Source organism: Ensifer sp. LC11, from assembly GCF_001695835.1.
Lineage (GTDB): Bacteria > Pseudomonadota > Alphaproteobacteria > Rhizobiales > Rhizobiaceae > Ensifer.
This window is the reverse complement of sequence record NZ_MBSO01000045.1, coordinates 1-15,109: the sequence shown is the minus strand read 5'-3', so window position 1 is coordinate 15,109 and position 15,109 is coordinate 1. Positions and strand designations below refer to the sequence as shown.

Annotated in this window: 17 protein-coding genes; 6 read left to right on the top strand and 11 right to left on the bottom strand. The window is 62.5% G+C overall.

Annotation, left to right across the window (positions count from 1 at the left end):
- Positions 1 to 12: 12 nt before the first annotated feature.
- The 11 genes from BBX50_RS24085 to BBX50_RS24040 all read right to left on the bottom strand — a co-directional run bounded on the left by BBX50_RS24085 (position 13) and on the right by BBX50_RS24040 (position 10,161).
- Positions 13 to 594, bottom strand: coding sequence for a GNAT family N-acetyltransferase (locus BBX50_RS24085; RefSeq protein WP_065777837.1), 582 nt, complete (start codon positions 592 to 594; stop codon positions 13 to 15).
- A 2-nt stretch (positions 595 to 596) separates the two neighbouring features.
- Positions 597 to 1,238 carry an SGNH/GDSL hydrolase family protein gene (locus BBX50_RS24080; RefSeq protein WP_065777836.1) on the bottom strand — a complete coding sequence of 214 codons (642 nt, stop codon included), beginning with the start codon at positions 1,236 to 1,238 and terminating at the stop codon, positions 597 to 599.
- 66 nt (positions 1,239 to 1,304) lie between these two features.
- Positions 1,305 to 2,651: a pyruvate dehydrogenase complex dihydrolipoamide acetyltransferase gene (locus tag BBX50_RS24075; RefSeq protein ID WP_065777835.1), complete on the bottom strand. Its 1,347-nt coding sequence runs from the start codon at positions 2,649 to 2,651 to the stop codon at positions 1,305 to 1,307.
- A 15-nt stretch (positions 2,652 to 2,666) separates the two neighbouring features.
- Entirely contained in the window at positions 2,667 to 4,037 is a 1,371-nt protein-coding gene (locus BBX50_RS24070) for a pyruvate dehydrogenase complex E1 component subunit beta (RefSeq protein ID WP_065777834.1), read from the bottom strand.
- A 17-nt stretch (positions 4,038 to 4,054) separates the two neighbouring features.
- Positions 4,055 to 5,101, bottom strand: coding sequence for a pyruvate dehydrogenase (acetyl-transferring) E1 component subunit alpha (gene pdhA / locus BBX50_RS24065; protein WP_065777833.1), 1,047 nt, complete (start codon positions 5,099 to 5,101; stop codon positions 4,055 to 4,057).
- Positions 5,102 to 5,237: 136 nt separating this feature from the next.
- Positions 5,238 to 5,558: a septum formation initiator family protein gene (locus BBX50_RS24060; RefSeq protein ID WP_065777832.1), complete on the bottom strand. Its 321-nt coding sequence runs from the start codon at positions 5,556 to 5,558 to the stop codon at positions 5,238 to 5,240.
- Positions 5,559 to 5,702: 144 nt separating this feature from the next.
- Positions 5,703 to 6,977, bottom strand: coding sequence for a phosphopyruvate hydratase (gene eno / locus BBX50_RS24055; protein ID WP_065777831.1), 1,275 nt, complete (start codon positions 6,975 to 6,977; stop codon positions 5,703 to 5,705).
- A gap of 139 nt (positions 6,978 to 7,116) precedes the next feature.
- Positions 7,117 to 7,959, bottom strand: coding sequence for a 3-deoxy-8-phosphooctulonate synthase (gene kdsA / locus BBX50_RS24050; RefSeq protein WP_201723518.1), 843 nt, complete (start codon positions 7,957 to 7,959; stop codon positions 7,117 to 7,119).
- Positions 7,959 to 8,849, bottom strand: coding sequence for a VOC family protein (locus BBX50_RS24045; RefSeq protein WP_065777829.1), 891 nt, complete (start codon positions 8,847 to 8,849; stop codon positions 7,959 to 7,961). The genes kdsA and BBX50_RS24045 overlap by 1 nt, the downstream gene beginning before the upstream one ends.
- A gap of 171 nt (positions 8,850 to 9,020) precedes the next feature.
- Entirely contained in the window at positions 9,021 to 9,185 is a 165-nt protein-coding gene (locus BBX50_RS30335) for a hypothetical protein (protein WP_161490890.1), read from the bottom strand.
- Positions 9,186 to 9,351: 166 nt separating this feature from the next.
- Positions 9,352 to 10,161, bottom strand: a complete 810-nt coding sequence (locus BBX50_RS24040) for a class I SAM-dependent methyltransferase (protein WP_065777828.1) — start codon at positions 10,159 to 10,161, stop codon at positions 9,352 to 9,354.
- Positions 10,162 to 10,685: 524 nt separating this feature from the next.
- Between BBX50_RS24040 and BBX50_RS24035 the strand changes: the two genes are divergently transcribed.
- The 6 genes from BBX50_RS24035 to BBX50_RS30995 all read left to right on the top strand — a co-directional run bounded on the left by BBX50_RS24035 (position 10,686) and on the right by BBX50_RS30995 (position 14,938).
- Positions 10,686 to 11,333: a lysophospholipid acyltransferase family protein gene (locus BBX50_RS24035; RefSeq protein ID WP_065777827.1), complete on the top strand. Its 648-nt coding sequence runs from the start codon at positions 10,686 to 10,688 to the stop codon at positions 11,331 to 11,333.
- On the top strand, positions 11,330 to 12,280 hold the full coding sequence (locus BBX50_RS24030; RefSeq protein ID WP_065777826.1) for a phosphatidate cytidylyltransferase: 951 nt from the start codon (positions 11,330 to 11,332) through the stop codon (positions 12,278 to 12,280). The genes BBX50_RS24035 and BBX50_RS24030 overlap by 4 nt, the downstream gene beginning before the upstream one ends.
- The gene (locus BBX50_RS24025; RefSeq protein ID WP_065777825.1) at positions 12,277 to 12,681 is read left to right on the top strand and encodes a hypothetical protein; all 405 of its coding nucleotides are present in this window, start codon (positions 12,277 to 12,279) and stop codon (positions 12,679 to 12,681) included. The genes BBX50_RS24030 and BBX50_RS24025 overlap by 4 nt, the downstream gene beginning before the upstream one ends.
- Complete coding sequence (locus tag BBX50_RS24020) at positions 12,665 to 13,321, top strand: CDP-alcohol phosphatidyltransferase family protein (protein WP_065777824.1); 657 nt, start codon at positions 12,665 to 12,667, stop codon at positions 13,319 to 13,321. Before BBX50_RS24025 ends, BBX50_RS24020 begins: the two co-directional genes overlap by 17 nt.
- Positions 13,322 to 13,574: 253 nt before the next feature.
- Positions 13,575 to 14,762, top strand: coding sequence for a DUF418 domain-containing protein (locus BBX50_RS24015; protein WP_065777823.1), 1,188 nt, complete (start codon positions 13,575 to 13,577; stop codon positions 14,760 to 14,762).
- Positions 14,763 to 14,815: 53 nt separating this feature from the next.
- The gene (locus BBX50_RS30995; protein ID WP_274534039.1) at positions 14,816 to 14,938 is read left to right on the top strand and encodes a hypothetical protein; all 123 of its coding nucleotides are present in this window, start codon (positions 14,816 to 14,818) and stop codon (positions 14,936 to 14,938) included.
- The last annotated feature ends 171 nt before the right edge of the window (positions 14,939 to 15,109 follow it).

Sequence of the window (15,109 nt, the reverse complement as noted above, 5' to 3'; positions counted from 1 at the left end):
CCTGCCTTTGTCTCAAGCGACCTTGCGGGTGAACAGCACCCAGTCGTGTTTCTTGCTTTCCTCAAAGAGCGGAACCGCCTCGACGCGCGCTGCCTCGCCGAAACCGTTTGCCCTGTATAGTGCCTGCGCCCTGTCGTTGTGGCTTTCGGTGATCAGGCTCACCGGCGCCGATCCGGCGCGTTCATATTCCTTTGCCAGAAGCGCCCGGCCGATGCCGCGGCGGCGCTGATGGCGATAGACGCCGAGACTTTCGATGAACCAGTGGCCGACGATCTGCCGTTGCAGCGCCAGCAAGGGCTCGAGAACCGGATGCCTGGCAACGATCTCCGACACGTCCGTGCCGATCGCATAACCGACCGACAGCCCGGCAATCTCGTCATCGACCTCCGCAACCAGAGCGTCCCGCCAGTTTCCAGGCCCCGGCTCTTCGCGCAGCTTGTTGCGGCCACGTTCGAATGCCGTATCCACGACGCCATGCTGGACGGCCCCGTACCAGAGCCAGGAGGCAAGACCATGCGCGGCGATGTCGACGAGGATCGCGAGCTCCGCCGCCTCACGTCTCTCCGCCGGACGAATGGTAACGCCGCCCACCACTTCTAGACCCCGAGCATCATCCGCACGACCGGTTCGAGACCCCGGCCGATCGCGCGCGTATTCTCGGCATCGAGATGCACGCCATCGAGCGGTGTCGTCACCGCCACCGATCCGGCATCGAAGAAGCCGCAATCGAGCTCATCGGCAAGGTCGCGATAGAGCGGCGCCAGCATCGCGGATTGCTCGATGCCGCCGGCAAACATTGCTGCGAACCCGGCATCGGCGGTTTCACATAGCACCGGCGGCGACACGATCAGGATCTCCGGTCCTTCTTCGCTCTCGACCGGCCAGTCGTGCCGGCGAATGAGATTGACCAGGCGCTGCACGCCCTTCACGGCACCGAAGGCAGTGCCATGGATGATCGGCTTCATATCGTTGGAGCCGAGCAGCAGAATGATGAGATCGAGCGGTGCGTGGGTGTGAAGAACCGTCGGCAGCACCTTCGCGCCGTTGCGGTCGCAATCGGCAAGATGATCGTCATAGGCGGTGGTGCGACCGTTCAGCCCTTCGGCGATGACCTGGACATCCGCGCCCAACGCCTTCTGCAGGACACTCGGCCAGCGATCGGCAAGCGCATGACGGCCGCCGTCGGTGGCATCGTAGCCCCAGGTCAGACTGTCGCCGTAGCAGAGAACTGTTTTCATCGTCCGGGCCCGCCTTCGGCTGCGCGACAAGGAACGGACCGGCCCGAAGGCCGGTCCTTATCCAACTCAGACCAGCATGCCCATCGGGTTTTCGATGTAGCGCTTGAAGGCTCCGAGCAGTTCGGCGCCGAGCGCGCCATCGACGCAGCGATGGTCGGTCGACAGCGTGACGGTCATGACATTGGCGATGACCATCTGCTTGTTCTTGACGACGACGCGCTCCTCGCCGGCACCGACCGCAAGGATCGTTGCATGCGGCGGGTTGACGACGGCGGCGAAGTCCTTGACGCCCATCATGCCCATGTTGGAGACCGCCGTGGTGCCGCCCTGGTATTCCTCGGGCTTCAACTTGCGGTCCTTGGCGCGCTTGCCGAGGTCCTTCATCTCGTTGGAGATGGCCGACAGGCTCTTCAGCTCCGCCTGACGAACGATCGGGGTGATCAGGCCGCCCGGAATGGACACGGCAACGCCGACGTCGGCGTGCTTGTGCTTGACCATGTTGCTGTCAGTCCAGGATACGTTTGCATCCGGAACATCGCGCAGAGCCAGCGCCAGCGCCTTGATCACCATGTCGTTGACCGAGAGCTTGTAGACCGGCTTGCCGTCTTTTTCAGGGGATGCAGCGTTGAGCTGTGCCCTGAGCGCCAGGAGCGCGTCGAGTTCGCAATCGACCGAGACGTAGAAGTGCGGGATCGTCTGCTTGGATTCGACGAGCCGCTTGGCAATCGTCTTGCGCATGCCGTCATGCGGCACGAGCTCGTAGGAGCCCGGCTCGAACAGCTTGAGAACGGCGTCTTCCGACATGCCCTTGGCAAGCGGCGCGGCGGCAGGAGCTGCAGCACCGGCAGCCGGAGCGGCGGCAGGCTTCGCCGTACCGCCGGCAACCGCAGTTTCGACGTCCTTCTTCACGACGCGGCCGTGCGGACCGGTACCGGCAATCGCCGACAGGTCGATGCCGGCATCCTTCGCCAGACGGCGAGCGAGCGGCGAGGAGAAGACGCGTGCGCCTCCCTCGGCCTTGGCGGGCTGCGATGCAACCGGAGCCGCCGGTGCAGGGGCAGGAGCGGCAGCCGGAGCGCTCGGCGCTGCCGCCGCGGGCGCTTCTGTCTTGGCGGCCGGAGCCGGGGCGGCTGCGCCATTGCCACCCTTGGCGGCAGCGGCGACATCCTCGCCATCGGCGGCGAGAACGGCGATCAGCGCGTTGACCTTGACGCCTTCGGTGCCGGCAGGAACGACGATCTTGGCGACGGTGCCTTCATCGACGGCCTCGACTTCCATGGTCGCCTTGTCGGTCTCGATCTCGGCAATCACGTCACCGGACTTGACCTTGTCGCCTTCCTTGACCAGCCACTTGGCCAGATTGCCTTCTTCCATTGTCGGAGAGAGGGCAGGCATTGTGATGTTGATAGGCATCGAAGGGCCCTCCCCTTATTTGTAGCAAACGGCTTTCACCGCATCGACAACCTCTGCGACGTTCGGAAGCGCCAGCTTCTCGAGGTTTGCAGCGTAAGGCATCGGCACGTCCTTGCCTGCGATCGTCAGGATCGGGGCGTCAAGGTAGTCGAATGCCTGCTGCATGACGCGGGTCGCGATCTCGGTACCAACGGACGACTGCGGATAGCCTTCTTCGACGGTGACAAGACGGCCGGTCTTCTTGACCGATTCGATGACCGTCGGCAGGTCCATCGGACGGATGGTGCGCAGGTCGATCAGCTCGACGTCGATGCCCTGGGCCTCGAGTTCGGCAACCGCCTTGACCGCATAGGTCATGCCGATGCCGAAGGAAACGACCGTTGCGTCCTTGCCGACCTTGTGGATGCGGGCCTTGCCGATCGGCAGCACGAAATCGTCAAGCTTCGGCACTTCGAAGGACTGACCGTAGAGGATTTCGTTTTCGAGGAAGATGACCGGGTTCGGGTCGCGGATCGCGGCCTTGAGCAGACCCTTGGCGTCGGCAGCCGTGTAGGGCATGACGACTTTCAGGCCGGGGATATGGCTGTACCAGGCGGCGTAGCACTGCGAGTGCTGGGCGGCCACGCGGGCAGCGGCACCGCTCGGGCCACGGAAGACGATCGGCGCGCCCATCTGGCCACCGGACATGTAGAGCGTCTTCGCAGCCGAGTTGATGATCTGGTCGATCGCCTGCATGGCGAAGTTGAAGGTCATGAACTCGACGATCGGGCGAAGGCCGGTCATCGCAGCGCCGACGCCGACGCCGGCAAAGCCGTGCTCAGTGATCGGGGTATCGATGACGCGACGCGAACCGAACTCCTGCAGCAGGCCTTGGGTGATCTTGTAGGCGCCCTGGTATTCGGCGACTTCTTCGCCCATGACGAAGACGTCGTCGCTGGCGCGCATTTCCTCGGCCATGGCGTCACGAAGTGCTTCGCGAACGGTCATCGTCACCATTTCGGTGCCGGTCGGAATTGCCGGGTCGGCCGCGACTTCGACCTTCGGCTGGGCTGCAACCGGTGCCGGCGCGGATGCGGCCGGAGCCTCGGCAGCGGCAGCCTTCGGCGCTTCGGCCTTCGGAGCGGCGATATCGCCCGCACCTTCGCCATCCTGCAGCAGCACGGCGATCGGCGTGTTGACCTTGACGCCTTCGGTGCCGGCGGCGATCAGCAGCTTGCCAATCGTGCCTTCATCGACGGCTTCGACTTCCATCGTCGCCTTGTCGGTTTCGATTTCAGCAATGACGTCGCCGGAGGAGACCTTGTCGCCTTCGTTCTTCAGCCATTTCGACAGCGTGCCTTCCTCCATCGTCGGGGAAAGGGCGGGCATAAGAATTTCTACTGGCATGTTTGTCCCTCCCCGGATCAAAGCAGGATGTCGGTGTAGAGCTCGGATACATCCGGCTCCGGATCGGCCTGGGCGAAATCGGCGCTGTCAGCGACGATATCGCGGACGTCCTTGTCGACCTGCTTCAGCTCGTCCTCGCTCGCCCAACCCTTTTCGGTCAGACGCGCCTTCACCTGCTCGATCGGATCATGCTCCGACCGCATCTTCTGCACTTCATCCTTCGAGCGGTACTTCGCCGGGTCGGACATCGAGTGGCCACGATAACGGTAGGTCTGCATTTCAAGGATAATCGGCCCCTTGCCGGAACGGCAATGCTCGACAGCCTCGTCGCCGGCAGCCTTGACCGCGCGAACATCCATGCCGTCGACCTGGAAGCCCGGAATACCGAAGGAAACGCCGCGCTGCGAGAAATCGGTCTGGGCCGAGGCACGCGACACCGCCGTGCCCATGGCGTAGCGGTTGTTCTCGATCACGTAGATCACCGGCAGCTTCCAAAGCTGCGCCATGTTGAAGCTTTCGTAGACCTGGCCCTGGTTGGCAGCGCCGTCACCGAAGTAGGCAACGCTGACATTGTCATTGCCGCGATAGCGGTTGGCGAAAGCCAGACCGGTGCCGAGCGACACCTGGGCACCGACGATGCCGTGACCGCCGTAGAAGTGCTTTTCCTTGGAGAACATGTGCATCGAGCCGCCCTTCCCCTTGGAAAGACCGCTGCGGCGACCCGTGAGTTCGGCCATGACGCCACGGGCGCTCATGCCGCAGGCCAGCATGTGGCCATGGTCGCGGTAGGCAGTGATGACCTGATCGCCCTCTTTCAGCGCCATCTGCATGCCGACGACGACGGCTTCCTGGCCGATGTAGAGGTGACAGAAGCCGCCGATGAAGCCCATGCCGTAGAGCTGACCGGCCTTTTCCTCGAAACGCCGGATCAGCAGCATTTCGCGGTAAGCCTTCAGATCATCTTCTTTGGAGAAGTCGGCGATGGTGCCGCCGTTGAAATCTTTCTTGGCCGGCTTTGCGGCACTCTTGCGGCTGGAAACGGACGCGGATTTTCGCGGAGCCATTCGTTCCTCCCAATGGTTAGCCTTTTGCGGTTACCATAGGGAAAGAAAGCGGACACAGCAATGCCATATTTGCATGGCTCGCATTCCACGCAAACGCTTGAATTTACTTTACAAATTTCAATTAACTGAATTCAGGTTAATTTGAGGCGCGGTGAAAAATAACGATCTCGTCACTTCGCGACATGTTGAGCGCGAGGCGAGCCTTCTCATCCAGCATGTCCCTTTCCAACGACCCGTCACTCATCAGCTGAACCTCCTTTTCGAGGATCATTCGCCGCTTCGTGAGCTCATCCAGCCGCGCCTGCCGCTCGACGATCTGGCGATCGAATTGCTCGGTCGCCTTCAGGCCATAGCCGCCGTGAATGGAATGATAGCCGAAGTAGGAGAGAAAGGCGACCGCGATCAGCGGCATCACCAGCCGACCCAGTTTCCGTTTCTTATGATGCCGTGTCCACATGCATTCACGCCCTGATACGCAGTACGGAAATCAGATTAGCGGCGATTGATTAACCGACCGTTGACCATGAATAGCAGGAAAATAGAAACCCGCCCACATGGGGATGTGGGCGGGCCCAGAAATCAGATGAGTTGATGCCGACGATCAGCCGCGCAGGATCGAGCGGCCGGCGTACTTGGCCTGCAGGCCGAGCTGCTCTTCAATGCGGATCAGCTGGTTGTACTTGGCGAGCCGGTCCGAACGGGCAAGCGAGCCGGTTTTGATCTGGCCGCAGTTGGTGGCGACCGCGAGATCGGCAATCGTCGCATCCTCGGTTTCGCCGGAGCGGTGCGACATGACGGCGGTGTAGCGTGCCTTGTGTGCGGTCTCGACGGCGTCGAGCGTCTCCGAAAGCGAACCGATCTGGTTGACCTTGACGAGGATCGAGTTGGCAACGCCCATCTTGATGCCGTCGCGCAGGCGCGCGGAGTTGGTGACGAACAGGTCGTCGCCGACGAGCTGGCACTTGTTGCCGATGAGGTCGGTCACAGCCTTCCAGCCGTCCCAATCGTCTTCTGCCATGCCGTCTTCGATCGAGAAGATCGGGTACTTGGCAGCCAGTTCCGCCAGGTATTCGGCCATCGCGCCCGGCTCCAGCGTGCGGCCTTCGCCTTCGAGAACGTACTTGCCGTCCTTGAAGAATTCGGTCGCGGCGCAATCAAGCGCAATGAACATGTCTTCGCCTGGCTTGTAGCCGGCCTTCTCGATCGACTTCATGATGAAGTCGAGCGCTGCCGGAGCGGAAGCGAGACCCGGAGCGAAGCCGCCTTCGTCGCCGACATTGGTGTTATGGCCATCGGCGGCAAGCTGCTTCTTCAGCGTGTGGAAGACTTCCGAACCCATGCGGACAGCGTCACGCATCGTGTCGGCGCCAACCGGAACGATCATGAACTCCTGGAAGTCGATCGGGTTGTCGGCATGGGCGCCGCCGTTGATGATATTCATCATCGGAACCGGAAGCACGTGGGCGTTCGGGCCGCCGACGTAACGGTAGAGCGGCAGACCGGCAGCTTCGGCAGCGGCTTTGGCGACGGCGAGCGAAACGCCGAGGATGGCGTTGGCGCCGAGGCGCGACTTGTTGGCCGTGCCGTCGAGCTCGATCATGGTCTTGTCGATCTGGATCTGGTTCTCGGCATCGAGACCACCGATCGCTTCGAAGATCTCGCCGTTGACGGCCTCGACGGCGCGCTCGACGCCCTTGCCGAGGTAGCGCGTTCCACCATCGCGCAGCTCGACCGCCTCATGCGCACCGGTCGAAGCGCCCGACGGGACTGCCGCACGGCCGAAGCTTCCGTCTTCCAGGTACACGTCGACCTCGACGGTCGGGTTGCCGCGGCTATCCAGAATTTCTCGGCCGATGATGTCGATGATTGCAGTCATGATCTCTTCCCTGCTTGAGGACGGTGGAATGGTCGGGGCCTGTCATACGCCAAGGCCTCGAAATTTCAATGGCGCGCAAGATGCAAAAACTCTCGCGCCATTGCAGTTCATGAAAATTTCACGAAGCGCCGCAGATGGCTTAACCCTTGGCGATCGCGTCAAAAGCGAGCAGCTTTTCGAGCAGCCGCGGCATGTCCTTCAGATGCACCATGTTCGGGCCGTCGGAAGGCGCATTGTCCGGGTCTTCGTGCGTCTCGACGAACAGGCCAGCGATGCCAACGGCGACGGCGGCCCGTGCCAAAGTCTCGACGAACTCACGCTGGCCGCCGGTCGAGCCACCCTGCCCGCCCGGCTGCTGCACGGAATGCGTCGCGTCGAACACGACAGGCGCGCCAAGCGAGGCCATGATCGGCAGCGAGCGCATGTCGGAGACCAGCGTGTTATAGCCGAAGGAGGCGCCGCGCTCGCAGAGCATGACGTTCGGATTGCCGCTGTCGGTGAACTTTGCCAGCACGTTCTTCATGTCCCAAGGCGCCAGGAACTGGCCCTTCTTGACGTTGATCGCCCGGCCGGTCTTGGCGGCTGCGACCAGAAGGTCGGTCTGGCGCGACAGGAAGGCGGGGATCTGCAGGATGTCGACCGTCGGGGCGACCTGAGCGCATTGCTCTTCGGTGTGCACATCGGTCAAAACCGGAAAGCCGAATTCCTTCTTGAGGTCGGCGAAGATTTCCATCGCCTTGTCGAGGCCGATACCGCGTTTGCCCGAAAGCGACGTGCGATTGGCCTTGTCGAACGAGGACTTGTAGACAAGGCCGATACCCAGCTTCTTGCAGAGTTCAGAGAGCGCGCCGGCCATCATGAAGGCGTGCTCGCGGCTTTCCATCTGGCAGGGGCCGGCGATCAGCGACAACTTCTCAGTCTGCGCAAAGGCAACCTGTTGGGCGCCCTCACCGACAACGACTCTGGCATTGGTTTTCATCATCAAGCTCCAAACGCGAAGATCACCCCTTGCCCCGGCATTTCGGGAACAATGAGGCGCCCGCCCATTTCTGCAAATTCAATGTCGTTCTCAGCAAACAGCGCGCGTGTTGCCTCGAGGTCGGCGACGCGGAAGACGATCGCCCGCCCGCGCAGGCCGCGCTCGGCGTTGCGCACGGAACGCCCGAAGAAGGCCTCCATCCCGGCGGCGTTCAGCACCGAGATCTTGGCGTTGGTTGTCGCAACGTCCATGCCGAAGGAGTGGGCCGCGACCTCGCGCTCATCGACCGCCTCTTGCAGGAGGTATTGAAAATCGGTCGGATTGGTTTCCGACAGAACCACCTCGGAGATCCCGATCACGCCGTTTTCATGACGCTCCAGGGCAGCCCGGTCGGTGGGCAAGGCGCGGACGCGCTGACAGCTGAAAAGGAAGAGATCCGGCGCGCGCAAATCGGCGGCAAAGGCAAGGCGGAAGGAGCCCAACCCTTCGCGGCCATCCGGCAGTCTCATCGGCCGGGAAAACTCCAGCATGTCGCCGCCCGAGATGCCGCGGGCACGAAAACGGATATGGTCGCTCGCCGCATCCTCGGTACCGAAGACCAGAGCCGACAGACCTTCGGGGCCCTGGCGGAAACGAAAGGCCTGGTCGCGTGCGACGAAGGCGTTGCCATCGAGCGCGGCAGCCTCGCATTCCTCGCGGGACGCAATTGCAAGCGGCTCTAGATAGATGCCATCGGCAAAGAAGACGCAGGCGTTTTCGGTGCCGAAGGGATGGCGGGCGTCTTCCGCGACCGTGAAGCCGAGATCATCGAGACGTCGCCGTGCCTGGGTAAGCGTATCCACCGGCAGCACGAGGTGATCGAGCGGGCGGGTGGTGCGCTTGGAGAGGCTCATGGCGTGTTCCCTGATGGTTCGCCGCTGTTTGCAACTTTTGGCCGGCGAATGCAAGTCGGGTGGCGGCCATGGCGACGATTGGCCCTTGCGCCCGAACGTCCGCCGCAAGCAAAAACGGTCCGCGCCCGCCGCAGACTCATGCTTGCCGGCAAGCGCCGGACTGTCGGAGCGTCAGTAGTACCCCGGAGCCGTCGTGGCGTTGGCCGTATTCGACGCCCCGAGACCGGGGGCGAATGTCTGCGGCTGCGTGTAGGTCGTATTGCTCGAGGACGTCGTGGTACAGCCCGAAAGCCCCAGTACGGCAATCGCCACAAACAACAAAGCTGTGAAGCGCATACGCATTGACCCTTTCCAGTTTCGCTCTCGAACAGGAAAGTACGAAACCGGTGATTTGGGGAGTACGTAACAGTAACGCGACGTAACAAGATGGCGCGGGGGCAAGCGCAGCGGCAACGTCGGCCGCTGCGCTTGCCCCCCGAACGGCGCGTTCGGGCCCTTCGGGTCAGAGACCAAGATCGCCTTTGATGGCGCAGGTCGCGATAAAGGTCGGCACGAAGCTGTCGATCAGGAAGCGCGGCGCAGGCTGCCAGTCTTCGTGGAAGCCCGCCAGCATGAAGCCGGCCCGCATCTGACCATCGATCTGTGCGACCAGGCTGTGCCCGAACACCAGCGCCTCGCCCCGTTCGACCTTGCTCCGCACCAAGTTGGGTGCGAGATGTTCTGCCTCGACAAAGGGGAGCCTGTAAGCGGGGCGAATGAGGCCCTGCTCAGCGTAGCGCGGGTCCCGATCGCCGACGAAAACGACCGGATTGTAGAAGCTGGCGAGCAGCAGCCCGCCCATCCTCAGCACCCGGTGGCATTCGCGCCAGACCGGCTGGATATCCGGAACATAGAGGTTCGAGATCGGGTGAAAAATGATGTCGAAACTGTCGTCGGGAAAAATCGAGAGGTCGCGCATGTCGCCCTGCACGATCGTCAACGGCAGGTCCTCGCGCTCCGCTACAAGCCGGTCCTGGTCGAGTTGCCGCTCGGAAAGATCAAAGACGGTGACTTCGGCTCCAGCGGCCGCGAGAATGGGCGCCTGTTGCCCGCCGGCGGACGCCAGGCACAGGATTTTCCTGCCCCTGATATCAGGCAGCCAGCCTTTGGGCAGGTCACCGGGCGTCAGCCGCGCCTGCCACTGTCCGGCACGCGCGGCAGCGATCAGTTCCGGCGTTACCGGTCGTGACCACGCGCAACCCTGGCTCGCCTGCCTGTCCCAGGCCTGTCTGTTGTGGTCGATGATATCGAGATCGGAGGGTCTGTCTTGCATAGTCGGTCCCTGGAAACGTGTCCAAATGTGACCGCCCACGAAGGGGAATAGAGATCTATGAGCAAAGAATGCTTCGGCGTCTGTCCGCTTGTTGCGGACCGAGCAATGCCATCGTCCATCCCCTCCGCGAGCGAAGTTGAGGCGAGTTCGGTTTTCACCGGGCATTACTGGCGCATTGAAGGACGCTCCTCTGTTGCCGCTGCAAGCTAGCGGGTGGATACAACCCGGTCAATGTCGACGACAGGGCATGCGCGATCGCAGACAGCGGCGTGACGTCGCATCTCTCTTGCGCGCCGTTCGCTTGCAGTCCGAATATATCGGCGTCCTTGCGCGTCATCCTGTTGGGTTTGATTGCGCGCGCTTGTGAAGCGGACGCAATCGCGTAAAATCGGTAGATACAGCCTGGGGTTACGTCAGGCGGAGGCTGAGGGGCAACGCTTGATCATTTCATTACAGGGCAAGAGACGGAGACAGGCGGGGCGAATCCTGGTGCCGGGCTGCGTATCGAGCGGACGCGCGCCGGCATGATCCACGATTTGATCGCCAAGCTGGCATCGATCGCCATCATGATGTTCGCTCGCGCACTCACGGCCGCCCGCGCAATCTGGCATGAAACAGGCCTGCCGCCGAGGCAGAGCATCTACTTCGCCAACCATTCCAGCCACGGCGACTTCGTGTTGATCTGGGCAGTGCTGCCCCCCTGGCTTCGGGCCCGTGCGCGGCCGGTAGCCGGCGCGGAATATTGGCTGAAATCGAAGCTTTCGACCTTCATCGGCCGCGACGTCTTTGACGCCGTGCTGATCGAGCGCGACCCTGCCGCCCGTACCCAGGATCCCGTCGAACTGATGGCGACCGTTCTCGGTGATGGCGCGTCGCTGATCGTCTTTCCCGAGGGAACGCGCAATCAGACCGAGGCGCGGTTGCTGCCGTTCAAGAGCGGGCTCTACCATCTCGCCTGCAAGCGGCCCGATGTGGCGCTCGTGCCTGTCTGGATCAACAACCTCAACCGCGTGATGCCCAAGGGAGAGTTCGTGCCGATCCCGCTCATCTGCACCGTAACCTTCGGCGAACCGATGCATCTGAAGGCTCAAGAGGCCAAGGACGAATTCATCGCCCGCGCCGAAGCCGCCCTGCTCCTGCTCGCGCCTCCAACGACGGAAGACGACGCATGAGCACCACCGCACTGGACATGCTGAAGCTGCTCCTGGGCGTGGGCGGCATCCTCGTGATCGCTTCGAGCACCGGCTATCTCCTGAAACAGAAGCTTTCGCCTGATGGTTCGAACGGGGCGATCGAAAACCTCAACGCCCGCATCAAGGCGTGGTGGGCGATGGTGTTTCTGATCGCCATTGCCTTTGTCGCCGGCCGCGTCGGCGTACTCGTGCTCTTTGCCTTCTGCTCCTTCGCAGCGCTGCGCGAGTTCATCACGCTCATCAACACGCGCCGCGGTGACCACTGGGCGATTGCCGCTGCATTTTTCGTCGTGCTGCCGATCAACTATTTCCTGTTGTGGGCCGAGCAGTACGGGATCTACTCGATCTTCGTGCCGGTCTATGCCTTCCTGCTGATGCCGATCATCGCGGTCCTGCGTGGCGATCCGCGCGACTTCCTGCTCAGGATCTCAGAGGTGCAGTGGGCACTGATGATCTGCGTCTTCTGCGCGTCACATGTGCCGGCGCTGCTGACGCTGCAGATCCCAGGTTATGAAGGGCGCAATGTGCTTCTCATTGCCTTCCTGGTCATCGTCGTCCAGTCGAGCGACGTGCTCCAATATGTCTGGGGCAAACTCTTCGGGCGGACCAAGATCGCGCCGACTCTGTCGCCGTCCAAGACTGTCGAAGGCTTCGTCGGCGGGGTCGCGAGCGCGACGTTGCTTGGCGCTTCACTCTGGTGGATCACGCCGTTTACGCCGGTCCAGGCGGCACTCATGTCGTTCGTCATCACCATGATGGGTTTCTTCGGCGGCCTTGTGATGTCGGCAATCAAGAGGGACCGCGGGGTGAAGGACTGGGGCCACCTGATCGAAGGCCATGGCGGCCTCATCGATCGGCTCGATTCCGTCGTCTTCTCCGCGCCGATTTTCTTCCATTTGACACGTTATTGGTGGTCACTGACATGACCGCGAAGCTGAAGGGACTGGCCGGCAACAGCGTCGTGCATGTGGCCTTTGCCTTTTTCGCGATGGGCGGCTGGGCGCTCGTCGCCAACCGACATCACCCGATGCCAAAGCCGCTTGTTGCGGCGGTCGTCCAAGGCACGCTTTCAGCCCTGCTGACGCTCTACCTGAAGACGGCGATCGACGCGCTCTCGAAGCGGGTCCGCGGCGCGAGGCGATTGTTCTTACCACCTCTCCTTGCCTGTCTCGGCTCGTCGGCACTCCTTGTCGCGATCCACGCCGCCACGGGCACGCCGGAGATCCTGAGGACGATCGCGGTGCCACTGGCGGTCTCGACCAGCTACGCCGCCCTCTACAACTATTCCATCAGCCGAGGAGAAGCTGGGCATGACCGAGACCGGTGACCGCAGGCCGCTCGCGAGCCGCAACAGCCACTGGGCGCAGGCGATCGCGCGCCGCCTGGCATCGATGAACGTCACGCCCAACCGGATCTCGCAGGCAAGCATGCTGGCGGCGGCCTTTGCCGGGCTTGCCTTCTGGTTGGCAGGAGAAACTGAGGATGGGCTGAGGGTCACGCTGTACATCGCCGCTGCCCTCTTCTGCCAGCTGCGCCTGCTCTGCAATCTCTTCGACGGCATGGTCGCCGTCGAGGGTGGCAAGGGCGAAGCGGACGGCCCTTTCTGGAACGAATTTCCCGACCGCATCGCCGACATTTTCATCTTCGTCGGCGCTGGAATTGCCGTCGGCGTTCCGGCTCTCGGCCTTGCTGCCGCGACTTTCGCGGTGCTGACGGCCTATGTGCGCGAGCTCGGCCGTGCCAACGGTGCCCCCAGCGACTTCTCCGGCCCGATGGCCAAACAGCACCGCATGGCGACAATGACGCTCGCCGCGGTGCTATCCGCCGCTGAAGGTCTTTGGCTTGGCGATGGCGAAGTCCTCTGGATCGCGCTGTTGTTGGTCTCGGTTGGCGCTGCGTTGACAGCCCTTCTGCGCGCCCGCCGGCAGATCGCCTGGCTGAGGCACAGGCCCGCCCGCGAAAGCTGACTTTCCCAACGTCCGAAGACATCCTGTCCAACAGGCTTCGCGACGCGCGAAAAGCCCGCGTCGCCCCTTGACGTTGCGTCATCAGTTATTAGATTGATTACTCTATCTACTAAATACTGCTCCACGGTACCTGGTGGAGCCCAAGCCCAAGCCTTCCAGGCGTCTGCGGCAGCGATCTCTGCAGCGGAGAAGAAATTCTAAATCAATCGGTTAGAGCGCGATCTTTAGGCGCCTGCCGTTACGGAGAACACACATGAACATCCAGGATCGCATCGACGACGTCGACGCACTGCGCGGTTTCGCACTGCTCGGTATCCTGCTCGTCAACAGCATGGCTTTCGCTTCGGCCTTCTATGGCCTTGAAATCGCAGACCCGGCCTTCGCCGGCACCACCGACAGCGCCGTCCACCTGGTGGTCGCGCTGTTCTTCGAAATGAAGTTCTACCTGCTGTTCTCGTTCCTGTTCGGCTACAGCTTCACCCTGCAGATGCGCTCGGCGGAAAAATCCGGCGAAGCCTTCGTGCCGCGGCTACTGCGCCGGCAGGCGGGGCTTTGGCTGATCGGGATCGCCCATGCGGTTCTCCTGTTCCATGGCGATATTCTCACGACCTACGCCGTGCTCGGCATCGTCCTTCTGATGCTGCGCAACCGCAGCGACTCAGCCCTCCTCCGGCTGGCAAGGTGGCTGGTGATTGTCGTCGCCATCGCCTGGGGCGCGCTCGGCATTGTCGCTACGCTGGAGCCAACACCACTGGATCGCCCTGCCATCCTTGCCGCGGCGGAGGCGGCTGAACTGGCGTTTGGAGGCGATTGGCAGGCGATCATCGCCCAGCACCTGGCAGAGCTTTCTTCGGTCTGGGTGATCCTCGGCCTGCTGCAGGCGCCTTGCGCACTGGCCATGTTTCTTCTCGGGCTGGTTGCCGGGCGCCAGAAGATGCTGGCGCGACCGCAGGAGAACCAACGGCTCTTCCGGCGTCTTGTTCGCTCCGGTCTCTGGATCGGCCTGCCCGGCGCGGTCATCTATGCCTATGCCAGCGTCGAGTGGATCGATTCGCCGCTCGCGATCACCGGGCTTGCGGTCGGGCTGATAACCGGGCCTTTCCTCACCGGCGCCTATGTCGGCGGCGTGATGCTGTTCTTCGGCACATCCATCGGCCAGCACCTGCGCAACCTGCTGGCGCCAGCCGGACGCATGGCGCTTTCCAACTACCTGATGCAATCGCTGATCCTAGCCTTCATCTTCCATGGCTATGGACTTGGTCTCATCGGCCAGGCTTCTCCCCTGGCCACCGCGCTGACCTCGCTCGGCATCTTTACGGCCCAGCTATTCCTCAGTCGCTGGTGGATGGCGCGTTTTGCCTACGGACCGCTCGAATGGATCCTGCGCTTCATCACCATCTGGCGGGCGCCGCAATGGCGCAAACCGGTCGAGGCCCGCTAACGGCCGCCGCTTTTAGGCGACGCACCGGCTCGCCGGACTGCCCAGGGATCAGGTTGGCACTGCCGGCACTTGTCATCAGCACCCGTCCGGTGCTTGCCGTAGCAACGATCGCCGCGATGCTGCTGCCGACCACGATCGCGACGCTCTACAGCTATCGCTTCGCCCGCAGGCGTTAACGGCGCAGGCGCACCGACCGCTGTCATACCGACCGCAGGGGACGCACTGACGCAAAAGTCATGACCTCCACCAGAGGTGGAGGTTTGAAACGCTGCGCTTGAACCGCTAGAAGCGGTTTTGCTATAGGTTAGTAGCTACGGTTAAAGAGGTCGGCAAAGTCGGAAGCTTTG